Genomic DNA, 23,178 nt, shown 5'->3' on the forward strand with positions numbered 1-23,178 from the left:
GGAATTCGCTTGCCTGACGGATCTGACCTTATCTGGCTTTTCTTCAAAGCTTCGGGCCGCGTCAGCCGCGCGGCCTATTTTCTTGGAGGACTGCTGGTGGCCATCATACAGGCCTTCCCGCTCTACCGTTTCACGCTGGTGCCGGAAGGCACCACCGAGAGCAACATGTGGTCGTTCATTTTCTTCATCGCCTTCATTGCCTCGCTTTGGTCGAACGTCGTGTTGGCGGTGAAGCGGTTGCATGACCTCGACAAGCCGGGTGTTGCGGCGCTGGTGCTGTTCGTACCGGTTGTATCGATCATCGCTTTCCTCGTGCTTTGCCTGTTTCCGGGGCAACCCGGCCCCAACCGCTATGGCAAGCGCACCAATGCACCGGCCGAACCCTGAGCGCCGATTGGACATTTCGTCATGCGCTACCGCTCGCTTGATCCGAAACTGATCCTCGAAACCGCCGAACGGCTGGAAGGGCGTGTCGCCGAGCGCTTTCCCAATGCAGGCTTGCGCGGCGTCGCCGCCGAGCTCGTGTCGCTGTCGCGCGATCTGGCAAAGGCAGCCAAGGCGCTGGAGGCGCCGATCTGGTGGCTGCGCGGCCTCATCATCGCCGCCTTCGTCGTCGGAGCGCTGATGTTCCTTTTCGTCGGCACAATCCTGCCGCTTGGCCGCATTTCTGGAAACCACGATGCCTTCCAGTCGGTGCAAGGCATCGAAGCCTCGCTCAACATGATCATCCTCGCCGTGCTGGGCTTCCTGGCCCTGATCCGCTCCGAGGAGCGGATCAAGCGCAAGCGGGTGTTTCGCCAGCTCCACGGGCTGCGGTCGCTGATCCACGTCATTGACATGCACCAGCTGACCAAGGATCCGGCAGCACTTTCAGCCAGTTTCAAGCCGACTGCGCATTCGCCAGCCCGCATCACCAACGCCGCTGACCTTGCCCGCTATCTCGACTATTGCTCCGAAATGCTGTCGATCACCGGCAAGATCGCCGCGCTGTTCGCGCAATCGGTGAACGACGCCGTGGTCATCGACGGCGTCAATGACATCGAGAACCTGGCTTCGAACCTCTCTCGAAAGATCTGGCAGAAGATCACGCTGATCGAAACCCCTCATGGGCAGCCGGCACGTGCGGCGAAGACCGATCCCGAGCCGGGTCCGCCGCGTCGGCCTGCGGTCCGCAAACAACCGGGGCCGGCAAGCTAAAACCCGCGAGCCGGCGGCAGATCCGCTAGAGCGGCAGAGCGGGGAGTTCCGAAACCCCGGTTTTGCGCCGGATGCTCTAAGCGAATGTTAATCACCCTCGCCCAGCATGCCGGCGAAGACTGTGTCGACCGGCACGGAGCGCTCGACTGACAAGCGACCTATCTCTGACCACCAAGGAGCCGCGCAAAACGTGGACCGCCGGCGCTCGCCTGTTTGCCTGGTTCTCTTCGCCGATGAGATTGGAACCGGAAGCCGTCCGCGCCCGGCTGCTCGACACCACTTTCGACCGCAAATTCGCAGTCCTGTTCGGCACCATCAGCGTTCTGGTGGTTGCGGTCAGCGCCGCACTTGCCACCAAGGATTGGTGGCCCTACGCCTGGATCGCAGCCGACCTGATGCTTTTCGTCGTCCGCGTTCTGCTGATGCGGGAATGCGAGCGGGCCCGCAGGCGCGGCTCGAAAGGGCCGCTGGCAGGCCTGATGGCAGCCAGCGGCGTCTGGTCGGTCGTTTTCGGCCTCGGCTGCTATGGCTGTGTTGCCAGCGGGAATATGGCGCTGTCCGTACTGGCTGCCTTGAATGTCGCAGGTGTCGTTGGCGTGGTGTCGTCACGCAATGCGGCGACCCCGCGCTTCGCCATATTCGTCATGTTGGCCGTAAGCCTGCCTTACGTGGTCGGTGCATTGTTTTCTGCGGCGCCCGGAATGCCGATCGTCGGAATTCAGACGCTGTTCTATGTTGCCGGCGTCATCATCGTGCTGCTTCAGAACCACGCGATCAACGCCCGCATGATCCGCGCCGAGCTGGACAATCGCGACCTGGCCATCAAGGACGCGCTGACCGGCCTGCCAAACCGCATCTTCCTGCAGGAGAAATTGCGCGACATGTGCCGCGACCTTGCGGCGCCGGCCGCCAATGGCGGCAAGCCGTTTGCAGTGCTCAGCATGGATCTCGACGGCTTCAAACAGGTCAACGACCGTTTTGGCCACGCCGTCGGCGACGTGCTGCTGCGCAAGGTGGCCGAACGATTGAAGCGCGGCTTCCGGCCGGGGGACGTGGTCTTCCGCATCGGCGGCGATGAATTTGTCATCCTTTTGCCCGCAACCTCGGAGATCGAGGCCACCTACCTGGCAAAGCGGGCCATCGAAAAGGTCTCGGTGCCTTTCGACCTCGGGGTCGGCTCCGCCATCCATGTCGGCTTGAGTGTCGGCAGCGCATTCGCACCCGCAGACGGCGGCGATCCGGAAATCCTGCTCACCTGTTCCGACCATGCGCTCTACGAAGCCAAGCGCACCGGCAAGGGCCGTTATTGGGCGCCTGTGCGGGCTACGATCTGACGGTCGCGATGACGGCTTCCGGCGTCAGGCAGGGCGATCCGCGCCTCTCCTGGTCGGCCGCGCGCACCAGTGCCGTCACACGCTTCAGCAAAGGTGCCGGCGTGCCGGCCTTTTCGGCCAAGCGCAGGGCCGCGCCTTGCAGTTCGCCGATCTCCGTCGGCCGGCGGCGCTGAAGGTCATCCCACATCGACGAACGCGCGGCCGGATCGATGGCAAGCATCCGCCGCGCCAAGAACTTGAACAGCCAGTCGGGCAGGCGAAGCACTTTCGGCAGCAGTGCGGGACGCGGGCCGGCGATGCGAGCGGGTTCGATGCCTGTCGCCGTCATTGCCGCCAACGCTTCGTCGATCTGGCCGGCCAGGATCAGCCGCCAGCGGCGATCGGCAAGCTCTGCCGTCAGCGGCAGGCCGGAAAGCGCCACCAGTGCGTTGTTGAGGTTGAGTAGCAGCTTGCCCCATAGCGCCGCTTCGATGTCACCATGCGTGGCGACGGCAAAGCCCTCGACGTCAAGCACTTCGTCAAGGCCTGTCGGACCCTGTTCGATCATCACCTTGCCGCCGCTGGCGCGGTGCAGGCGAAGCGGCAATTCGCCCTCCGGCGATTGGACCACGTTGAACGGCACCATACCCGCGAGCACCGGCCGGGCGGTGAGATGGGCTCGCAATTTATCGGCATTGTCGACGCCGTTCTGCAGACTGAGTATCATCGTGTCCGGTCGGGCATGGGCCGCAATAAGCCCGGCCATGTCTTGCGTCGCGCCGCTCTTGACCGTTACCAGGATGACATCGGCACGGGGGAACGCCGCGGCCGGATCAGCCGTGACCGACAATGCCTCCGACTTGACGGAACGGTCGCGGCCATCACGGTCGGTGATGCGCAATCCACCTTTTTGCAGCGCGTGCTCGATGCGCGGTCGCGCCAGCAGAACCACCTTTCGCCCGGCAAGTATCAGGCAGCCGCCGGCGTAGCATCCGATACTGCCGGCACCGGCGATTACGATCGTCTTGCCACGCGCGACCATGCGATGGCCCTGTCCTGGTCGAGAGGCCTTGTCACAGTTATACGACATGAAAACCATAATGTCGGCGGCATGGCTGGCCCTTATGTCTGGCCGTGACAGGCCTTGCGCTTTCGACTATCGCTTTTGCCCATGACGCTGCCTACCGATCCCACTAGAAATCTGGCTGCTCTCATTCGCTGCGTTTCCGTGACGCCCGCCGAAGGCGGTGCGCTGAGCGCGCTGGAAGAAATGTTGAAGCCGCTCGGCTTTGCTGTCGAGCGCCCGGTGTTTTCCGAATCCGGCACACCGGACATAGAGAACCTTTTCGCGCGGCGTTCCGGCAACGGCCCGCATCTGATGTTTGCCGGCCATACCGATGTGGTGCCGGTGGGCGATGAAACAGCCTGGACGCACCCGCCCTTTGCCGCCGAGATCGCCAATGGCGAGATGTTCGGCCGCGGCGCCGTCGACATGAAGGGCGGCATTGCTTGTTTCGTCGCGGCGGTAGCGCGACATATCGCGCAGAAGGGCGGCCCGAAGGGGTCGGTCTCGCTGCTGATAACCGGCGATGAGGAAGGGCCGGCGATCAACGGCACGACGAAACTGCTCGAATGGGCGGCTGCCAAAGGCGAGAAATGGCATGCTGCGATCGTCGGCGAGCCGACCAATCCCGACGCGCTCGGCGATATGATCAAGATCGGCCGGCGCGGCTCGCTGTCGGGCACGGTCACCGTCAACGGCCGCCAGGGCCACGCCGCCTACCCGCAGCTAGCCGACAACCCGGTGCGTGGCCTGGTAACGCTGGTCGACGCCTTGCTTCACCCGGTCTTCGATAACGGAACAAGGGATTTCCAGCCGACCAATCTTGAGGTCACTTCTATCGATGTCGGCAACCCTGCCACCAACGTGATCCCGGCGAAGGCGGCGGCTACCTTCAATATTCGCTTCAACGACACATGGACCGCCGAGACAATCCAGGCCGAGATCCACAATCGCCTCGACCGGGCGGCGAAACGCAAGAAATACCGCGCCGGCAAGAAGACGCCGGTCGACTACGAGATCGCTTGGCGCGACGGGCCGAGCCATGTTTTCCTGACACGCGACGACAGGTTGATCGAGACGCTTGGCGGTTCGGTCAAGGCGGTGACCGGCAGGAAGCCGGTGCTCTCCACCTCCGGCGGCACCTCCGATGCCCGCTTCATCAAGGATTATTGTCCGGTGGTCGAATTCGGACTTGTCGGCAAGACCATGCACATGGTCGACGAACGCGTGGCGATTGCCGACCTCGAGACGCTGACGCAGATTTATCTGCGCTTCGTTGAAGACTGGTTTGCGCAGGACATATCCTAGTGATGCTTTCCGCGGATGAAACCTACGCTTCGCTTGCCGGCGCCTGGCGGCTGATGCTCGGCAAGGCCGACGGATTTCGCCTGCTCGACCTTTCGGCGGACGGTTTCTGGAACTCCTTTTTTGCCATCGTCGTCGCGGCGCCGGCACTGATCGTCGGCTGGGTCGGTATTGCCAACGAGATCGGCGATCCCAACGCATTCGTCGGCCGTTTCAGCATGTTGATCCGCCTGGCCACTGTCGATATCGGCGCCTGGGTGCTGCCGCTCATAGGCCTCGCCCTGGTGGCGCCGCGGGTCGGCGTCGGCGGCCGTTTCGTCCATTATGTCGTGGCCAGCAACTGGGCCTCGGCGATCATCGCCTGGATGATGCTGCCATCAGCGTTGATCCGGCTTTTCCTGACGTCGGCCAACGAAGTCTCCGGACTGGTGTCGCTGCTGCTGTTCGCGCTGTCGATGGTATTGACCTGGCGGATGACCAACGTCGCGATCGGCAGGGGTGCGGCTGTCGGCAGCGCTGTTTTTGCCGGTATGTTCGTGGCGTCGCTGATCGTCCTGTTCGGCCTGCAGGCGCTGCTCGGTATCAGCGTGCCGGATCAGCCAGGCGTAGGATAATCGACGCCGACGAGAAACAGCCCGTCGGGCGGCGCCACCTGACCGCAGGCCCCACGGTCGCGCGCCTCGAGCGCCGCCTTGAGGTCGGCAATGGTCCAGCCGCCTTCGCCGACACGTTTGAGCGAGCCGACCATCGAGCGCACCTGGTTGTGCAGGAATGACCGCGCCGAAGCGCGGACTTCGATGAAATCGCCCGCCCGGCTGACATCCAGCCGGTCGAGCGTGCGGACCGGGCTGGTGGCCTGGCACTGGGTCGAGCGAAAGGTGGTGAAATCATGCCGGCCAAGCAGCACCTTTGCCGCTTCGTGCATGGCACCGGCATCGAGCTGCTTCGGTACCCACCAGATCCTGCCCTTGTCGAGCGCCGCCGGCGCGCGGCGGTTGACGATGCGGTAGAGGTAATGGCGGCCGATCGCCGAGAAACGCGCATCGAAGCTATCCGGCACGACGGCGGCCTTCAGGATGGCGATGCGCACCTTGGCCGCTTGCAGATGCGCGTTGACGGCGTCGCGCACCTTGTCGCCGGGCCATGCCTTGATCAGATCGAAATGCGCCACCTGAGCGGTCGCATGGACGCCGGCATCGGTGCGGCCGGCGGCGCGCAGCGAAACCTGCTCACCACAGAACTTCTCGATCGCCTGCTCGATCGCCTGCTGCACCGAAGGCTGGTTGGCCTGGCGCTGCCAGCCGGCGAAGAGACTGCCGTCATATTCGATGTCGAGGCGAAAACGCGGCATTCCCGGATCGAGGCGAAATCAGGCGGCGAGGGCTGAGCCGAAGGCCGAGGCGTAGACCAGCCTGCCGGTCTCCGGCGCCTCGCCCCAGGCAAGCGCCTGCAAAGCCTCGCCTTGGTACTCGCTCTCGAATTTTACTGCACGGGCGCGGTTGTAGCCGAAGCGGCCATAATAGGCCGGATCGCCGAGCACCACGGCGAGCGTCTCGCCGGCAGCTTTCAGGCGGATATGAGCCTCGCGGACCAACGCACCGCCGATGCCGGTGCCGTGGAACGACGGCTCGACCGCCAGAGGCGCCAAAGCCACCGCCGGGAAGCTCTTGCCGCCATTCTGCACGAAGAGCCGTGAAAACAGGATATGGCCGACCACTTGCCCGTCTTCGTCCGCCACCAGTTCGACGACGGCATCACCGCCGGTGACCAGCGCGTCGACCAGTCCGGCCTCCGCCTGCTGGCCGAATGCGTGTTCTTCGACAAGGCGGATCGCCTCGCGGTCCCGCGGCGTCGCCGCGCGTATGGACATCATGCTCATGACAATTTCATTCCTTTTTCGAGCTTGGCCCCGCGCAGAAACTCCTGCGCGGCAATGGGCCTTCCGCCCGCACGTTGAACTTCGACCAGCCTGATCGCGCCTGACCCGCAGGCGACCGTCAGCCGATCGTCGAGAATTCCTCCCGGTTCGCCGGCGCCTTGCAAGAGCGTCGAGCGAAGCAGTTTCAGCCGCTCCATGCGGCCGCCGATTTCGGCCTCGCACCATGCACCGGGAAAGGGCGACAGGCCGCGAATCTGGTTGTGCACGTCGCCGGCAGGTCGCAGCCAGTCTATGCGAGTCTCCGATTTATCGATTTTCTTGGCGTAGGTCACCCCCACCTCGGCCTGTGTGGTAAATGTCAGTGTATTCCGTTCCAGCCGTTCGAGCGCCTGCACCATCAGAGCCGCACCCAACACCATCAGCCGGTCGTGCAGATCGCCGGCCGTCATGTCGGGTCCAACGGCGCATTTTTCAACCATTGCCACCGGCCCGGTGTCGAGGCCTTCCTCCATCCGCATCACCATCATGCCCGTCTCGGTATCGCCGGCCATGATGGCGCGCTGGATAGGGGCGGCGCCGCGCCAGCGCGGCAACAGCGATGCGTGGCCATTGAGGCAACCGAGCCGCGGCGCCTCGAGAATGGGTTTCGGCAGAAGCAGCCCGTAGGCGACTACCGCGGCGACGTCGGCACCCAACGCGCGGAACGCCTCCTGCTCCGCCTCGCCCTTCAGCGACACCGGCGTGCGAACCTCGACGCCCAACCGATCCGCCTCGCGCTGCACCGGCGACGGCGTCAGTTCGAGCCCGCGCCGGCCGCCGGCGCGCGGCGGCTGCGTGTAGACGGCTGCCAATTCATGCCCGGCCTCGGCAATCGCCCGCAGCGTCGACACGGAGAATTCAGGCGTACCCATGAAGATGACACGCAGGGGCATTCGTCGACCCCTATCCCACCATCTTGCCTGGCGCCTTGTCCCTGGCGAGCTTCTTGAACTTTTTGACCACCATGTCGCGCTTCAGCTTGGAGATGTAATCGATGAACAGCACGCCGTTGAGATGGTCGATTTCATGCTGCAGGCAGGTCGCCATCAGCCCCTCGGCTTCGATCTCCTGCAGCTTGCCGTCGCGATCGAGATATTTCACCCGCACCGCTGCCGGACGCTCGACCTCGGCGTAGTAGTCCGGGATCGACAGACAGCCTTCCTCATAGACCGAACGCTGGTCGGAGCTTTCGAGGATTTCGGGATTGATGAAGACGTGCGGTGCCGGCGTCTCGTCCTCCTTGGCGAGGTCGATGACCAGCATGCGCAAGGGTTCGCCGACCTGGATCGCAGCGAGGCCAATGCCGGGCGCGTCATACATGGTGTCCAGCATGTCGCCGGCCAGTTTGCGCAAGTCGCCGTCGACACGCTCGACCGGTTTTGAAACCTGGCGCAGGACGGGATCGGGGAGGATGATAAGCGGCTTGATCGACATGGCGTCTCACCTAAGACCTCGCAGGAAAAGCGTCAACCGGGGCGCCTTCGGGTCGTTCACGTTTTGATCTGTGCCGGTAGACCGAATCATCTATGCTGTCGGCATGAACGATCTGGCCACCATCCTGTCCGAACCTGTCGCCCGGCTCGGCGCCACCACGATCACGCTCGGCCATGCCCTGGGTTTCGGCGCAATGCTGTTCCTCGGACTGTTCGTGGCGCTCGTCGTTGCGCTCTGGCGATCGGCCAAGGCGCGTGCGGTGGCGGCCGCCGAAGCCGCCGACCACGCCCGCGACGCCGAGGTGCGGATGGCCGGCATCTTGGCAAGCCAGGCGGAAATGCAGGGCCGCATGGGCGCCATCGCAGAAGTGTTCGGGGCGCGCCAAGCGGAACTGACACAGTCGATCGGCCAGCGCCTCGATGCCATGACCGGCCGCCTAGGCCAGACCATGACCGAGCAGACGAGATCGACGCATGAGAGCCTCGCCAAGCTGCAGGAACGGCTGGCGATTATCGATGTCGCGCAAGGCAACATCCAGTCGCTGGCCGGCCAGGTCGTGCAATTGCAGGCGATCCTTTCCAACAAGCAGACGCGCGGTGCCTTCGGCCAGTCGCGCATGGAAGCCATCGTCGCCGACGGATTGCCGCACGGCGCCTATGAATTCCAGGCGACCTTGTCGAATGGCAGCCGGCCCGACTGCCTGGTGAAGATGCCGAACGGCGCACCGTCGCTTGCCATCGATGCAAAGTTTCCGCTCGAGGCCTGGAATGCCATTCGGGCCGCCGAAGGCGCCGACCTGCAGAAGTCCGCCGCACAGGCTTTCCGCCGCGACATCGAGGTGCATGTCCGGGATATTTCCGAAAAATACCTGATCCAGGGCGAGACGCAGGACACCGCCTTCATGTTCGTGCCCTCGGAATCGGTGTTCGCCGAAATCCATGAGAATTTCGAAGCCGTTGTCCAAAAGGCGCATCGATCGCGGATCGTCATCGTCTCGCCATCGCTTTTGATGCTGTCGATCCAGGTCATCCAGGCAATCCTCAAGGATGCACGCATGCGCGAGCAGGCGCACCTGATCCAGGGCGAGGTTATCCGGCTGATGGAAGACGTGTCTCGGCTCGACGAGCGGGTGCGCAAATTGCAGACGCATTTCGGCCAATCGGCCAAGGATATCGACGACATTCTGGTCTCGACATCGAAGGTGACCAGGCGCGGACAAAAGATCGAGGCGCTGGAGTTTGGCGTGCAGCCGGCGGAGAACACCACTGGTTCGAATGGCAGCGGAGCAAAAGCGGAAAGCAGCCCGCGCGTCGCCGATTCGAAAACCGGGCAGTTGAGGCTAAGGGTCGTCGAAGGCGACGATTGAGAGCTCCGCCGGAACCGGAGGCGAGCGCTTCGCCCGGGTCTGGCGCTACTGCTCCTCGATGATGGTCATGCCTTCGAATTCCGGCAGCCAATGCAGCGCCGAGCGATGCCAGATCTGCTTTCTCGGCACCAGTTGATCGCGCTGCCGTGCCGTCCCGACCCTGATGCCGTAAACCTTCGGTCCCTCGCCCGCCGACGTGGCGTAGAGATGCGAGCCGCACTCACCGCAAAATGCCTGAGCGCGCTTGGCGCCGCTCGAACCGGTCTTGATGTAGATCTTCGGCGTGCCCTTGGTGATCCTGTAATTGTCCTCGGACGCCGGCACCGTGACGCGAAAGGCCGTTCCGGTTAGCTTCTGACAATCGATGCAGTGACAAATGGTGGTCTTTTCCGGATCGACTTCGGCCTCGTAAGTGATGGCGCCGCAATGACACCCGCCGTCGATTTTCATCTTCGTTCCTCCCTAGCTTTTGCCTGCGATCATAGCCGGGACTGCCCGATGACGCATCGGTTTCCTCAAGCCATTTTCCTTAGGCCGGTTCTTGTCCGGATGCCCCCGCCAAGGCCTTGCTCCGGCGTTCCCAGGTGCCGGTGGTCTGCGGCTTGACGAAGAGCCGCGTCACCTCCGGCATCTCCGCCTTCAGCCGTGTCTCGAGGCGCTCGACGCAGGTCTCTATCTCCGGCGCAGACAGATGATCCTCGAACTCGATGCTCAAAGCGGCTACGATCTCCTGCGGACCCATATGCAGCGTCAGTGCGCCATTCGCGCGTTGCACCGCCGGGTCCTGCTGGACGATGGCCAGCACCTTTGTTTGCACCTCGGGCGAGGCCGGCTCACCGAGCAGCAGGCTTTTGCTTTCGCGCGCCAGGAAGATCGCGGTCGCGCCCAGGATGAGCGCGATGCCGATCGACGCGGCGCCGTCGAGCTTAGGCATGTCCAGCCGTTCCGCTGCCAATATGCCGGCGAAGGCGACAACGAGGCCGAGAAGTGCCGCGCTGTCCTCGAAGAGTACGGTGTAGACACTCGGATCCTTGCTGAGCTGCACCGCCTCAAGCCAGCCGTGGCTGCCTTTTTGGTGGCGGAATTCCTTCAGCGCCACCAGCCAAGAGGTGCCTTCGAAGAGGAAGGAAAGGCCAAGGACAGCGTAGTTCACCTTGGCGTTGGCGATCGGCTCCGGCGCCATGATGTGCGTCACGCCTTCGTAGAACGATATGCCGGCGCCCAGTGCAAAGACGAGGAGCGCGACGATGAAGCTCCAGAAGTACAGCTCGCGGCCATGGCCGAGCGGATGCGTGCGGTCGGCCGGCCGGGCGGCACGGTGCATGCCGTAAAGCAGCAGGCTGCCATTGCCGGTATCGACGAGCGAGTGGACGCCTTCCGAGAGCATTGCCGAGCTGCCCGTGAACAAGGCAGCGGCAAATTTGGTCAGTGCGATCGCAAGATTTCCGGCGAGCGCCGCATAGATCACTTTTTTCGACCCGCCATGCGCCGCCATGGTGTGCTGCCTTGGTTGATGCACCGAGATTGGCGGAGCGCCCGCCCACGCTCCACAGTTCCCACAACGCCCGAAGTGTCGAGTTGTTCAAAAGGTCAGTTGTTCAAAAGGGCGGCGCGGGGCTATTCGACGACCTCGTCCGTCCAGACCTTGAAGCCAGCCAGCGCGCCCGGCCCAAAAATGTGGGTCAGCGGCACATCGGCGGCATCGCGTCCGGAGGCAATCAGGATACGGCCGATGCGCGGCGCGTTGTTGCGCGGGTCGAACGCGTGCCAGCGGCCGCCGACATAGACCTCCATCCAGGCGGCGAAATCCATGTCCGACCACGGCTTTGGCAGGCCGATATCACTGATATAGCCGGTGCAGTAGCGGGTCGGAATGTTCAGGGCGCGGCAGAAGGCAACAGCGAGGTGGGCAAAGTCGCGGCACACACCACTCTGCTCGCGATAGGCCTCGGCGGCGGTGCGCGTCGGGCGCGCATTGAAATAGTTGAAGACGATGTGGTTGTGGACGAAGTCGCAGACCGCCTGGACGCGCGGAATGCCGAGCGGGGTGCTGCCGAACAGCCGCCACGCTTCATTCGCCAGCACGTCGCTCTCGCAATAACGGCTGGGCAGCAGGAACAGCAGCGTCTCCGACGGCAGATCGCGCACCTCGTGCTGCCACGCCGTCAGCTCGCGCGTCTCGAAGGAGCCGGGGTCGCGGATGACCGCGTCCGTGCCGAACGCAAAGCGCCCGGCCGGCGCAACGAGACGGTTGCACCAATTGCCGAAACTGTCGCGGTAGCTTTCGATCGGCACCGGCGGGTTCGACGTCAGGAAGTCCGGCCGCTCAAGATCGGATGCGCGCGAATAATGGACATTTAGCATCGCGATCAGCGGTGTTTCCTGCGGGAAATCGAAGCTCATCTGGCAACCGATGTGGATCCGCATTGTCGTCCTGACCGGCCTGCCTGATCATCAGCCGGCGAATCGCAAGGGCTGATGCTGCAGGGCGAAGAAGACCATGGCACGGACCGCTGCGGTTTACGAGGGAATTAGAAACCGGTTGACAGCCATCGGCCAGGGCGACTGCACGGCAGCGGCCTCTTGCAGTCGAGCGTTTTCTCTTGTTTCACTTCGCCAGACATCAACTGGAGGAACGAATCATGGCTAAGGGTGCGATGAAGGCAGGCAAGGAAGCCCGCAAGCCGAAGAAGGACGCGAAGAAACCCGCTCCGGCGCCGGCCCTGAAGGCACCGCCGGTGAAGGCGATGAAGCTGAAGGACAAGTAGGGCCGCAGCTACCGTTTCGGCTGATTTCGACCGGCCGCAAACGCGGCCGGTATGATTGTTCATTAAGCGCACGCGCATCCCCTATGGATGGGGCGAAGACAGTTTTGCGCGTTCAAGAAATCGACCGGAAGCCATCGAAACGGAGCGTTCCGATGTCGTGGATTTTCCTGTTCCTCGCCGGCCTGTTCGAGATCGGCTGGGCGATCGGCCTCAAGTACACCGACGGATTCTCGAAGCCGCTGCCGACCGTCCTGACGGTAGCCTCGATGATCGTCAGCCTGACCTTGCTCGGCCTGGCGCTGAAGGCGTTGCCGGTCGGCACCGCTTATGCGATGTGGACCGGCATCGGCACCGTCGGCACGGCGCTGTTGGGGATATGGCTGCTCGGGGAGCCGGCGACGGCGATCAGGCTGGCCTGCATCGCGCTAATCGTCTGCGGCATCATGGGACTGAAGCTCGCGGCTTAGCCGATTCTGACAGACGAACGCGCTCGGGGCCGCTGCAAGGCGGCCCTGATTCTTGAATTCGGCTGATCAGCGCCGGAAGGCGCTATCGGGCGGAGAAGCCGGGCGGCGTCCTGCCAGTGCGCTGCTTGCGCGCGGCATAGCGCGCATCACGCTTGGCCTTGCGTTCGGCCTCGTCGGCAAGAAAACGGGCGATGCGCTCGTTCTCTTCAGCTTCCCGGATCTTCGCTTCGGCCTGTGCAGCTTCTTCCGCGGCGATGCGTGCCGCTTCGGCAGCTGCCTCGCGCTCGGCCTTTTCTGCTGCTTCGCGCGCCAGCTTTTCCTGCTTCAGCCTGGCCTTTTCGGCCTCGCGTATCGCGCGGGCCTCGAGGATCGCCTTGCGCTCCGCCTGTCGTGCCAGCACCGCTGGATCATCTGCCGCCGGCTTTGCCTTAAAGCGCTCCAGAAGCGCCTTCTTTGCCTCGTTTGCGGCATTGCGCCGCTCGAAAACGTCTTTTTCCCTGTAGATAGCCAAGTCCACTTCCCTGGAGTCAATTTGCGAGGCTTACATACGCGTGAAAACCGAGAGTTCAAGCGCCAAAACGGTATGCCAGCCATGAAATTCTGATCTGTTGCAACCGGGAGACGCCATTTCGATTGAATTCGACTGAAAGCCACCCGCACTGTTCACCATCCAGGCCTCTGGCGGGGCGACGGACTGATCGCTACCTGTAGCGCCAAGACAAACGCTGGGATGACACACTATGGAACTCGGTCTCTACACCTTCGCCGACGTCAGCCCGGAACCGGGTCCCGGTGCGATCGGTGCGCATGAGCGGCTGCGCAACCTGATCGAGGAGATCGAGCTGGCCGACCAGGTCGGGCTGGACGTGTTTGGTCTCGGCGAGCACCACCGTCCCGACTATGCTGCCTCGGCTCCGGTGGTGGCGCTGGCGGCGGCTGCCGAACGGACCAAGCGCATAAGGCTGACCAGCGCCGTCACCGTGCTGTCCTCCGATGATCCGGTGCGCGTTTTCCAGCAGTTTGCCACCCTCGATCTTCTGTCCGGCGGCCGGGCCGAGATCATGGCCGGGCGCGGCTCGTTCATCGAATCCTTTCCGCTGTTCGGCTACAATCTCGAAGATTATGACGAGCTCTTCGCCGAGAAGCTCGACCTGCTGCTCGCCATCCGCGATCATGTCAAGGTGACCTGGTCGGGCAGTCTGCGCGCGCCGATCAACGATCGCGGCGTCTATCCCCGGCCCTTGCAGGACAAATTGCCGATCTGGATCGCGATCGGTGGAACACCGCAATCTGTCGCCCGCGCGGGCGTGCTCGGGCTGCCGCTGGCGCTGGCGATCATCGGTGGTGAGCCGGCGCGGTTCGCACCGCTGTTCGACATCTACAGGGATGCAGCCAGGCGGGCCGGCAACGATCCGGCGAGCCTTGCCACCAGCCTCAACGTGCACGGTTTCATCGCCGAGACCCCGGACCAGGCAGCCGACGATTTTTACGGGCCGCAGGCCGAGGCGATGAACCGCATCGGCCGCGAGCGTGGCTGGGGGCCGACGTCGCGGGCGCATTTCGACCAATCGCGCGGCCCGAACGGCGCGCTGTTCGTCGGCAATCCAGAACAGGTGGCCGAGAAGATCATTGCCCAGCACAGGATATTCGGCAACGACCGCTTCCTGCTGCAAATGGCGATCGGCGCCATGCCGCACGCCAAGGTGATGAAGGCCATCGAACTCTACGGCACCAAGGTGGCGCCGATCGTGCGCCGGGAAACGGCGAAGGCCGTTCCCGCCGTGGCGACGCCGGTTGCCTGATTCACCGGCAAGGCCGCGAGGCAGCCCTTCCGGTGACGCCGGCTAACGGAACCTTGAAGCCACAGAGGCGTTTTCGCCAACGGTCTGCACCAATCGCGGTGTACCGCCGAGGGTCAGAATGAAAGCCGAACCCGCCGCTTCGGGCGCAAGCGCTGCCGAAAGCCCGGATCCGCGCGCCGAGGCGCGGGCGGATGCGCATCTGATGCGTTCGCTGCTCGTCGGCATCTTCATCCTCATGGCGATCTACGCGCTTTACTTCGCCCGCGCCTTCTTCATGCCGGTCATTTTGGCTTTCCTGCTGGCGCTGACGCTGACGCCGATCGTTCGCTTCCTGCGCAAGCATGGCATGCCCGATGTCATTTCGGCGACACTGCTGGTGCTGCTTTCGTTTTGCCTCGTCGCCGTCGCGGGATATCTGCTCAGCGGCCCGGTCATCGACCTCATCAACAACACCTCGACGATCGGCCAGCAGCTTACCGAACGTCTGGCACAACTGCGCCGTCCGCTCGAAAGGATCGTGGAGATTTCACGCCAGATCGAGGGCCTGACACAGACATCCCAGGAGCCGGGCGTCCAGAGGGTGGCGATGGCGCCATCCGGTATTCTCTCGCAGGCCGCCGGCAATGTGCTGTCGGCCGGCGCCAGCGTTACCATCGTCTTCGTCCTGTCGCTGTTCCTGCTCGCCTCGGGCACGATGTTCTATGAAAAGATTGTCCAGTCCTTCCCCAGTCTCAGCGAAAAGAAGCGGGCGCTGCGCGTCGTCTACGACGTAGAACGTGAAATCTCGCATTATCTGCTTACTGTCACGGTCATCAACACATGTCTCGGCGTGGTCATCGGGCTCGGCCTGTGGGCGCTCGGCGTGCCCAACGCGCAGGTCTGGGGCGCGGCAGCGGCTCTGCTCAATTTCCTACCCTATATCGGGGCGCTGACCACCATCACGCTGGTCACGATCATCGCGCTGATAAGCTTCGACACGATTTCCTATGCGCTGCTGGCGCCGGCCTTCGTCCTTATGTGCGATGTCGTCGAAGGCCAGTTCGTGACGCCGACGGTGGTCGGCCGCCGTCTCGAGATCAACGCAGTGGCGATCCTCATCGCCATCGCCTTCTGGTCCTGGCTGTGGGGTTTCGTCGGCGCGTTGCTGGCGGTGCCGCTGCTGGTCGTCATCAAGGTGTTCTGCGATCATTTCGACGGTCTCAGCCATGTCGGCAATTTCCTGGCGGCGCAACACACGACGGTGCTCGAGGACGAAGAGATTCCCGAGGTGAAAAAGTAGCGACTTAAAGGGTCAAAAGCGTCCCCCGATTGGGGCAGATCACGACCTTGCATCGGCCGCACGTCCGTTGTGTGCCCCCAGTGCTCCATCAACATTTTGAATTTGCCGCCTCGGCAACGGCTTCCTACATCCCTTCGGCCCACAGGAAACCCGCGCCGATGACCGTTCTTTCCGTTCTCGACCTGTCGCCGATCGTCGAAGGCAGCAACGCTTCGCAGTCACTCGCCAATTCGCTCGATCTCGCCCGTCATGCCGAGCGGCTGGGTTACCGGCGCTATTGGCTGGCAGAGCACCACAACATGCCGGGCATCGCCAGCGCCGCCACCTCGGTGGTCATCGCCCATGTCGCCGGCGGCACCAAGACGATACGCGTCGGCGCCGGCGGCATCATGCTGCCCAACCATTCGCCGCTAGTCATCGCCGAGCAGTTCGGCACGCTCAACGCTCTGTATCCCGGCCGCATCGATCTCGGCCTCGGGCGGGCGCCCGGCACCGACATGGCCACGGCACGGGCGCTGCGCCGCAACCTCGAGGCTGGCGCCGACAATTTCCCGCAGGACGTCGTCGAGCTGATCGGTTACTTGCAGCCGGCCGAAGACGGCCAACGCATCCGCGCGGTGCCCGGCGAAGGCGAAAAAGTGCCGATCTGGATCCTGGGCTCCAGCCTCTACGGCGCGCAGCTTGCCGCCATGCTCGGCCTGCCCTACGCCTTCGCTTCGCATTTTGCGCCGGCCGAGCTCGACCATGCGCTGGAGATCTACCGCTCGCGTTTCCAGCCTTCGGAGCAGCTCGACAAGCCCTATGTGATGCTCGGCCTCAACGTCTTCGCCGCTCCTTCCGATGCCGAGGCGCGGCTGTTGTTCACCTCGCTGCAGCAGGCCTTCGTCAATCTGCGCACCGGCCGGCCCGGCCGATTGCCGCCGCCCGTCGAAGGATATGAGCGCGACCTCGATCCGATGGCCAAGACCATGCTCGGCCAAGCGCTTTCCTGCGCCGTCGTCGGCTCTCCCGAAACGGTCAGGCAAGGCATCGAGGCATTCGTGGGCCGCACCGGCGCCGACGAACTGATGGTCACGGCGCAGATTTTCGACCATGCGGCGCGGGTGCGCTCGTTCGAGATCCTGGCCGACGCTCACAAATCGCTGTCGGAAGCTGCCTAAGAGTTGGTTCGCCACTTGGCACTGTTGCGGTCAAGGCCGGCCTCAGGCAGGGGAACATCGCGAACAGTTCGCGCGTTCTACGCGGAGAGTGTTCGATCCGTCATGCTCGTCTGTTAGACGGAAACGCGGCGTCTACTAAATGACGACCACCTTGGTGCCGATTGTAGAGCGGTTATAGAGATCGATGATGTCCTGGTTCATGAGGCGAATGCAGCCCGCCGACACCGCTTTGCCGATGGACCACCATTCAGGGCTACCGTGCAGGCGATATCCAGTGTCACCTTTCTCGTTGAAAAGATAGAGCGCGCGCGCCCCGAGCGGGTTCATGAGTCCGCCCTCCATATGAGCCGGTATGATGCGGCCTCGCTTCTGCTCGCGCACGATCATCGCAGACGGCGCGCTCCAATCCGGCCATTCGCGCTTCCTCGCAACGTGAGCAGTGCCATGCCACTCGAAGCCCGCCTTGCCAACGCCGATTCCGTAGCGCAGCGCCTGACCGTCTCCCAACACGTAGTAGAGGAACTTCGCTCCTGTATCGACAATGATGGTGCCAGGCGCCTCTTCAGTCGCATAAGGCACTGTCTGCCGATGGAACTTTTGGTCAACCTTGTAGATCGGAACCGGCGGAACGCGAAAACCGGAATCGGTGAGGCCGCCATAGGCCGAGGGGAAAGTCCTTAATGCGCCGCCGGTGGTGCAGCCGAAGAATGCGACCATCCCAGCAAGTACCAGCCCGATTAGGATCGATTTCACGCACATGACTCAAGCCGGCGCCCGTGTAGGCGATCAGCCGCATCTCGTCATATTCCTAATCCGACATGCTTCGATTGCCAAGATTTTCCTGCTTATCGGCGGGCTGATTGTTGGCTCGATCGGCGCCGCGCCCTTCAATTGCTCGGTTTTTCGAACGACGAACGCCCGTAGCGGCTGCGAAGGGCCGGGGTCGGCAGGACAGAGGGAGCGCTGTCCGTCCGGCATTACAAAGATTCTGAACAGAGCCCAAGCGCTACGCGCTGACGCTCTGCGCAGTCGCACCTAGCGGGCGGCATGAATTGCGGATCATCAAGCGTCCCTTGAGCGTCAGCTTGCGCGGCGGCGCGTCCCTGTTTCCGGCGAGCCGGTCGAGCAGCAGATTGGCCGCCTGTTCGCCAATCGCCTGCACTGGCTGTGCGACCGTGGTCAATTGCGGCCGGAACACATCCGACCACGGAAAATCGTCGAAGCAGGCGACCGAAATATCCTCCGGACAGGACAGGCCGATATCGCGAATGGCCTTCATCGTGCCGATCACCATCGGGTTGTTGGCCGAAAAGATGGCGCTCGGCCGGTCGTGCAGCGAAAGAAGCTGCATGGTCGCGTTGTAGCCGTCGACTTCATGGAAGTTGCCGAAGCGGACGAGCTCGGCCTCGGCCGGCAGGCCGGCGGCCTGGAGAGCCTCGCGGTATCCCGCCATGCGGTCATGCATCGGCGAGATGTCGAAAGAGCCGGAGATGTAGCCGATGCGCCGATGGCCGAGATCGATCAGGTAGGTGATGGCGTCGAACACCGCACGCTGATTGTCGAGAACGACGGCATCGGTGTCGACACCCTGGCAAACACGGTCGAGCAGCACGACCGGCACATTGGCGTCGTCGACAATCCGTTTGAGGATCGCGCCGTCGCCGACACGCGCGACGATCAGTCCGTCGACCATGCGGTCGAGCAGCAGCCTGATCTGGTCGTCCTGGGTGTTCAGGTGCTCGTCGGTGCAGCACAGCATGACGGCGTAGCCGGCCCGGTCGAAAGCCTGCTGGATGACCGAGACCACGTCGGTAAAGAACGGGTTGGTGATGTGTGGGACGGTGAGCCCGATGGTGCGTGTGGTGCCCATCTTGAGGCTGCGGGCGATGGCGTTGCGCTTATAGCCGATGTCGCGGATCGCCTGTTCGATGCGCTGGCTGAGCTCGGGGCTGACGGTCGCGGTGCCGTTGATCAGCGCCGATACGGTGGCCACGGAAACACGCGCGGCCTCGGCCACATGAAGCATGGTCGGTGCAGTGGATTTACGCTGCCTTTTTCGCCCTGACGCTGTCATTTTCGAAACGTTTCACCACTCCGCGGCAGCAATACCTACGGAATCTTATGGTTTTGCGCAAGAATTGAAATGGAACAATCTCAGACTCCAGATATTGGCTTGACATGATCGAAACGTTTAGATTAGCGTTTGAGGTGTTCGGTGACGACGGAGGGAGGCCGTCCTTGTCATGCAGCACGGCAATTCCATCCCTGCACAAGGCATTATGGCGGACGGCTCGGCTGTCGTGCTGAGCGCCGAGCACATCTCCAAGTCCTTCGGCGGGATCGCCGCACTTGTCGATGTCGGCTTCGAGCTGCGGCGCGGCGAGGTTCATGCGCTGATGGGCGAGAACGGCGCCGGCAAGTCGACGCTGATGAAGATCCTGTCCGGCGTCTATACGGACTATAACGGAACGGTCAGTATCGATGGCCATGCGGTGCGCTTTGCCGGCGTCCGCGAAGCCGAGCGTGCCGGCATCGCCATCATCCACCAGGAGCTGAACCTCGTCCCCGAACTCAGCGTCGCCGACAATATCTTTCTCGGCCGCGAGAAGCTGATCGCCGGATTGATCGTCGACCGCAAGGCGAGCAGCCGCGCCGCCGGCGCGCTCTTGCAAAGGCTCGGCATCGAGCTCGACCCGGATGCGCGCGTCGGTGCCTTGCGCGTCGGCGAACAGCAGCTGGTCGAGATCGCCAAGGCGCTGTCGATGTCGGCGCGCATTCTGATCATGGACGAGCCGACCTCGGCGCTTTCGCCGGCCGAATGCCAGCGGCTGTTCCGCATCATCCGCCAGCTCGCCGACAGCGGCGTGGCGATCGTCTACATTTCGCACCGCATCGACGAGGTCATGCATCTGGCCAGCCGGGTCACGGTGCTTCGCGATGGACGCCACGTCTTGACGCAGGCGATGGACAAGCTCGACGAAGACGCCATAATTTCAGCGATGGTCGGGCGAAACCTGCTTGCTTCCCCCCAGGAGCACCGCATCCCCAGTGGCAACACGGTCCTTTCCGTAAGCGAGCTGTCGCTGTCGAAGCCCAATCGCCATGGCTGGCGCACCGTGCTCGATGGCGTCAGCTTCGATCTTGCCGCAGGAGAAATCCTCGGTATCGGCGGGTTGCTGGGCTCGGGCCGCACCGAAATCCTGGAAACCATCTTCGGGTCCAGCGGCGGACGTGCCGGCGGTGAGATCAGGCTCGATGGCGAGGCAGTAGAAATCCGTTCGCCGCGCGATGCACGCCGGCTCGGCATCGCCCTGGTCACAGAAGACCGCAAGACGCAAGGCCTGCATCTCGAGGCCTCGATCACCGACAATGTCGCGCTGCCGCTGGTCGGCGCGCTGGCGCGGTTCGGCATGCGCTCGCTGGCCGGTGAGCAAGGGCTGGCACGGGACGCCGTCAAGGCGCTCGGCATTCGCTGCGAGACCGTCGAGCAGCCGGCCGGCACGCTGTCCGGCGGCAACCAGCAGAAGGTCGTCATCGGAAAATGGCTGGCGACGAGGCCGCGGGTGCTGCTGCTAGACGAGCCGACGCGCGGCATCGATGTCGGCGCCAAGCGGGAAATCTACGATCTCATCTTCAAGCTGGCGCGAGACGGGCTGGCGATCGCCGTCATCAGCTCGGAATTGCCGGAGCTGCTGCATCTTTCCGACCGTATCCTGGTCATGGCCGACGGCCGCCAGACGGGAATGCTGTCCCGCGCGCAAGCCAGCGAGGAGGCCATCATGCGGCTTGCGGCGCCGCGACGGACCATGACGAGGCCTGCCGCATGAGCATTTTGCATATCCTGTCCCGCACGAAGCTCTATTGGGGCCTGATCGCCATTTTCCTGATCGGCGTGCTCGGCTCGCCGATCAGCTCCAAGGGCAACAACATCTTCCTGTCCTACGGCAACCTGCTCGATGTGCTGCGCCAGGTGTCGACCACCGGCCTGATTGCCACCGGCATGACTGCGGTGATCATCACCGGCGGTATCGACCTTTCCGTCGGCTCGCTGATGGCGATCTGCACGGTTGTCTGTGCCATGCTGCTGACGGTCCCAGGCGTGACGCCGGCGGTGGTGCTGGGGGTGCCGACAGTTGCCGTGGCAGCCCTTTGCCTCGGCATTCTCGTCACTCGTTTCATCCTGCTGAACATCGAAAAATCCCGCGCCGGCGCGCAGGCCACGCACGACATCAGGTTGGACAGCGTTCGCGGGCTGGTGACGCCCGGCATTGTCGGGGTGATCCTGTGCAGTCTGGTGCTGTGGTTCCTGCTGCCGCAGGTAGGCTCAAAATTCGGCGTGCTCGGCGTGCTGCTGGTGGCGCCTTGCGTCGGCCTGCTGTTCGGCGCGCTCAACGGCTTTATCATCGTCGCCGGGCGGCTGCAGCCCTTCATCGTGACGCTGGCGATGATGGTCACTGCGCTCGGCATCGCCCGGCTGACCGCCGGCCAGAACAATGCGGTGCTGCCGGTTTATACCGGCTCGAACGCCACAGCCGATTTCGAAATGCTGCGCTCGTTGGTGTTCGGCGTGATCCCGATGCCGGGCCTGTTCTTCCTCGGCGCCATCCTGATCTACGGCGCCGTGCTGCGCTTCACCCCGTTCGGCCGCTATGTCTACGCAATCGGCGGCAATGAGGAGGCGGCGCGGCTGTCGGGCATCGCCGCAGGCCGCGTGAAGATCGCCACCTATGCCGTGTCAGGGCTGCTGGCCGGTATCGCGGCGGTGCTCTATGTCGCGCAGTACCGGCAAGGCAAGCCGGACGCCGGCGCCGGGCTGGAGCTCGACGCGATTGCCGCCGTGGTCATCGGCGGCACCAGCCTGATGGGCGGACGCGGCAGCCTCACCGGGACGTTCTGCGGCGTGCTGATCTTCGGGCTGCTCTCCAACATCCTGCAGCTGCACAACATCAATTCGAACCTTCAGCTGGTGCTGAAGGGGATGATCATCATCGGTACCGTGCTCGTACAGGAGCGCAATGCCGGTGATCTTCTCTTCTATCTGCGACTGCCCGGTGGGCAAGCGCACAAGGAAACGGCCGCGGCAAAGCGGCCGTCGCAAGAGACCGCGTCTCTGAATATTGGAGGAAACAAGAAATGAAACGACGTGAATTGTTGAAGCTCGCCGGGCTGACAGCGGCACTCCTGACCACGACCGCCATGCTTGCCGGCGGCGCCCATGCGCAGGACAAGAAGTGGAAGATCGGCTTCTCGCAGGTGACGACCATCGAACCCTGGCGCGCCCAGTTCAACAAGGACATCCTGGCCGAAGCGGCCAAGCATCCGGAAGTCGAGCTGATCATCACCGACGGCGAGGACAAGACCGAGAAGCAGGTCGCCGATGTCGAAAACCTGATCCGTCAGGAGGTCGATGCGCTCTTGGTGTCACCGAAAGAATCCGCCGGCCTGACCGGTGTCGTGCAGCAGGCGATCGATGCCAAGATTCCGGTCTTCGTGCTCGACCGCAACGTCGAAACCAATGACTACACGCAGTTCGTCGGCGGCGATAACAAGCTGATCGGCCGGGCTGCCGGTGAATATGCCGTCGAGCTGCTTGGCGGCAAGGGCAAGGCTGCCGGCAACGTCGTCGAGATCTGGGGCGGCATGGGCACCCAGCCGGCACACGATCGCCATGACGGCTTCCATGAATTCACCGACAAGGAGCCCGGCATAAAATACCTGCTCGACCAGCAGTCGGGCGACTGGAAGCAGGACCAGGCCTACAACATCATGGCGACCGCGTTGCGCAACAACGAGAAGATCGATCTTGTCTACGGCCACAATGATCCGATGGCCTATGGCGCCTATCTTGCCGCCAAGGACGTCGGACGTGAGAAGGACATCAAGTTCATCGGCATCGACGGCCTGCCCAATGAAGGCGTGCAGCTGGTCGCCAATGGCGAGCTGACGGCGACGTTCACTTATGTGACGCCGGGCGCCGAAGGGCTGCGGCAGGCGATCAAGTTCCTGAACGGGGAGAAGGTGGAAAAGACCATCACCCTGCCGACGCAGAAGATCACCAAGGAAAATGCCGCCCAGATCCTGAAGGACAACGGCCTCTGAGACGAGG

At 63.3% G+C, this 23,178-nt stretch carries 25 protein-coding genes; 14 read left to right on the top strand and 11 right to left on the bottom strand.

Annotation, left to right across the window (positions count from 1 at the left end; all coding sequences use genetic code 11):
- Positions 1-9 precede the first annotated feature (9 nt).
- The 3 genes from NKH13_RS07575 (at position 10) to NKH13_RS07585 (ending at position 2,531) form a co-directional block, all read left to right on the top strand.
- Complete coding sequence (locus NKH13_RS07575; RefSeq protein WP_352911800.1) at positions 10-387, top strand: DUF805 domain-containing protein; 378 nt, start codon at positions 10-12, stop codon at positions 385-387.
- 21 nt (positions 388-408) lie between these two features.
- On the top strand, positions 409-1,197 hold the full coding sequence (locus tag NKH13_RS07580) for a hypothetical protein (protein ID WP_352911803.1): 789 nt from the start codon (positions 409-411) through the stop codon (positions 1,195-1,197).
- Positions 1,198-1,430: 233 nt separating this feature from the next.
- Complete coding sequence (locus NKH13_RS07585; protein ID WP_352911805.1) at positions 1,431-2,531, top strand: GGDEF domain-containing protein; 1,101 nt, start codon at positions 1,431-1,433, stop codon at positions 2,529-2,531.
- Here NKH13_RS07585 and NKH13_RS07590 read toward each other — a convergent pair.
- Positions 2,521-3,552 (bottom strand): 2-dehydropantoate 2-reductase, encoded by a 1,032-nt coding sequence (locus tag NKH13_RS07590; protein WP_352911808.1) that lies wholly within the window; start codon positions 3,550-3,552, stop codon positions 2,521-2,523. The genes NKH13_RS07585 and NKH13_RS07590 overlap by 11 nt on opposite strands.
- A 129-nt stretch (positions 3,553-3,681) precedes the next feature.
- Between NKH13_RS07590 and dapE the strand changes: the two genes are divergently transcribed.
- Positions 3,682-4,881 carry a succinyl-diaminopimelate desuccinylase gene (dapE, locus tag NKH13_RS07595; protein WP_352911811.1) on the top strand — a complete coding sequence of 400 codons (1,200 nt, stop codon included), beginning with the start codon at positions 3,682-3,684 and terminating at the stop codon, positions 4,879-4,881.
- A 2-nt stretch (positions 4,882-4,883) separates the two neighbouring features.
- Positions 4,884-5,492 (top strand): transporter, encoded by a 609-nt coding sequence (locus tag NKH13_RS07600; RefSeq protein WP_254815875.1) that lies wholly within the window; start codon positions 4,884-4,886, stop codon positions 5,490-5,492.
- Here the strand turns inward: NKH13_RS07600 and truA are convergent.
- Genes truA through def form a run of 4 tightly spaced genes read right to left on the bottom strand, consistent with a single transcriptional unit; the run spans position 5,474 to position 8,230 of the window.
- Positions 5,474-6,229, bottom strand: coding sequence for a tRNA pseudouridine(38-40) synthase TruA (gene truA, locus NKH13_RS07605; RefSeq protein WP_352911814.1), 756 nt, complete (start codon positions 6,227-6,229; stop codon positions 5,474-5,476). The genes NKH13_RS07600 and truA overlap by 19 nt on opposite strands.
- A gap of 18 nt (positions 6,230-6,247) precedes the next feature.
- On the bottom strand, positions 6,248-6,757 hold the full coding sequence (locus tag NKH13_RS07610; RefSeq protein ID WP_352717121.1) for a GNAT family N-acetyltransferase: 510 nt from the start codon (positions 6,755-6,757) through the stop codon (positions 6,248-6,250).
- Complete coding sequence (gene fmt / locus NKH13_RS07615; protein WP_352912211.1) at positions 6,754-7,683, bottom strand: methionyl-tRNA formyltransferase; 930 nt, start codon at positions 7,681-7,683, stop codon at positions 6,754-6,756. The genes NKH13_RS07610 and fmt overlap by 4 nt, the downstream gene beginning before the upstream one ends.
- A 16-nt stretch (positions 7,684-7,699) precedes the next feature.
- A complete protein-coding gene (def, locus tag NKH13_RS07620) occupies positions 7,700-8,230 on the bottom strand; it encodes a peptide deformylase (protein WP_352455964.1) in 531 nt (176 codons plus the stop codon).
- A 103-nt stretch (positions 8,231-8,333) separates the two neighbouring features.
- On the opposite strand from def, the gene NKH13_RS07625 reads away from it, so the two are divergent.
- Positions 8,334-9,596, top strand: coding sequence for a DNA recombination protein RmuC (locus NKH13_RS07625; RefSeq protein ID WP_352911817.1), 1,263 nt, complete (start codon positions 8,334-8,336; stop codon positions 9,594-9,596).
- Positions 9,597-9,641: 45 nt separating this feature from the next.
- Here NKH13_RS07625 and NKH13_RS07630 read toward each other — a convergent pair whose 3' ends face one another.
- From NKH13_RS07630 to NKH13_RS07640, 3 genes are all read right to left on the bottom strand, one after another.
- Positions 9,642-10,046, bottom strand: coding sequence for a GFA family protein (locus NKH13_RS07630; RefSeq protein ID WP_352911819.1), 405 nt, complete (start codon positions 10,044-10,046; stop codon positions 9,642-9,644).
- Positions 10,047-10,125: 79 nt separating this feature from the next.
- Entirely contained in the window at positions 10,126-11,091 is a 966-nt protein-coding gene (locus tag NKH13_RS07635; protein ID WP_352911821.1) for a cation diffusion facilitator family transporter, read from the bottom strand.
- 122 nt (positions 11,092-11,213) lie between these two features.
- Positions 11,214-12,023, bottom strand: coding sequence for a transglutaminase-like domain-containing protein (locus NKH13_RS07640; RefSeq protein ID WP_352717117.1), 810 nt, complete (start codon positions 12,021-12,023; stop codon positions 11,214-11,216).
- Between the two features lie 215 nt (positions 12,024-12,238).
- Here NKH13_RS07640 and NKH13_RS07645 point away from each other — a divergent pair, with 215 nt between their 5' ends.
- Together NKH13_RS07645 and sugE are read left to right on the top strand one after the other, a co-directional pair.
- On the top strand, positions 12,239-12,364 hold the full coding sequence (locus NKH13_RS07645; protein ID WP_013528464.1) for a hypothetical protein: 126 nt from the start codon (positions 12,239-12,241) through the stop codon (positions 12,362-12,364).
- A gap of 152 nt (positions 12,365-12,516) precedes the next feature.
- Positions 12,517-12,831, top strand: coding sequence for a quaternary ammonium compound efflux SMR transporter SugE (gene sugE, locus NKH13_RS07650; RefSeq protein ID WP_352717116.1), 315 nt, complete (start codon positions 12,517-12,519; stop codon positions 12,829-12,831).
- Between the two features lie 82 nt (positions 12,832-12,913).
- On the opposite strand, the gene NKH13_RS07655 is transcribed toward sugE, so the two are convergent.
- Positions 12,914-13,342, bottom strand: coding sequence for a DUF6481 family protein (locus tag NKH13_RS07655; RefSeq protein WP_023718183.1), 429 nt, complete (start codon positions 13,340-13,342; stop codon positions 12,914-12,916).
- Positions 13,343-13,571: 229 nt separating this feature from the next.
- Here NKH13_RS07655 and NKH13_RS07660 point away from each other — a divergent pair, with 229 nt between their 5' ends.
- From NKH13_RS07660 to NKH13_RS07670, 3 genes are all read left to right on the top strand, one after another.
- Positions 13,572-14,633, top strand: a complete 1,062-nt coding sequence (locus NKH13_RS07660) for an LLM class flavin-dependent oxidoreductase (protein WP_352717115.1) — start codon at positions 13,572-13,574, stop codon at positions 14,631-14,633.
- A gap of 118 nt (positions 14,634-14,751) precedes the next feature.
- Positions 14,752-15,912, top strand: a complete 1,161-nt coding sequence (locus NKH13_RS07665; RefSeq protein ID WP_352717114.1) for an AI-2E family transporter — start codon at positions 14,752-14,754, stop codon at positions 15,910-15,912.
- 158 nt (positions 15,913-16,070) lie between these two features.
- On the top strand, positions 16,071-17,072 hold the full coding sequence (locus NKH13_RS07670; protein WP_352911826.1) for an LLM class flavin-dependent oxidoreductase: 1,002 nt from the start codon (positions 16,071-16,073) through the stop codon (positions 17,070-17,072).
- A gap of 135 nt (positions 17,073-17,207) precedes the next feature.
- Here NKH13_RS07670 and NKH13_RS07675 read toward each other — a convergent pair whose 3' ends face one another.
- Together NKH13_RS07675 and NKH13_RS07680 are read right to left on the bottom strand one after the other, a co-directional pair.
- The gene (locus NKH13_RS07675) at positions 17,208-17,831 is read right to left on the bottom strand and encodes a L,D-transpeptidase (RefSeq protein ID WP_352911829.1); all 624 of its coding nucleotides are present in this window, start codon (positions 17,829-17,831) and stop codon (positions 17,208-17,210) included.
- A gap of 247 nt (positions 17,832-18,078) precedes the next feature.
- Positions 18,079-19,098: a LacI family DNA-binding transcriptional regulator gene (locus NKH13_RS07680; RefSeq protein WP_352449454.1), complete on the bottom strand. Its 1,020-nt coding sequence runs from the start codon at positions 19,096-19,098 to the stop codon at positions 18,079-18,081.
- 217 nt (positions 19,099-19,315) lie between these two features.
- On the opposite strand from NKH13_RS07680, the gene NKH13_RS07685 reads away from it, so the two are divergent.
- Genes NKH13_RS07685 through NKH13_RS07695 form a run of 3 tightly spaced genes read left to right on the top strand, consistent with a single transcriptional unit; the run spans position 19,316 to position 23,171 of the window.
- A complete protein-coding gene (locus NKH13_RS07685; RefSeq protein WP_352911831.1) occupies positions 19,316-20,899 on the top strand; it encodes a sugar ABC transporter ATP-binding protein in 1,584 nt (527 codons plus the stop codon).
- A complete protein-coding gene (locus tag NKH13_RS07690; protein ID WP_023718176.1) occupies positions 20,896-22,209 on the top strand; it encodes an ABC transporter permease in 1,314 nt (437 codons plus the stop codon). Before NKH13_RS07685 ends, NKH13_RS07690 begins: the two co-directional genes overlap by 4 nt.
- Entirely contained in the window at positions 22,206-23,171 is a 966-nt protein-coding gene (locus tag NKH13_RS07695) for a substrate-binding domain-containing protein (protein ID WP_254815861.1), read from the top strand. Before NKH13_RS07690 ends, NKH13_RS07695 begins: the two co-directional genes overlap by 4 nt.
- Positions 23,172-23,178: the final 7 nt, after the last annotated feature.

The organism is Mesorhizobium sp. M1348 (assembly GCF_040317925.1).
Lineage (GTDB): Bacteria > Pseudomonadota > Alphaproteobacteria > Rhizobiales > Rhizobiaceae > Mesorhizobium.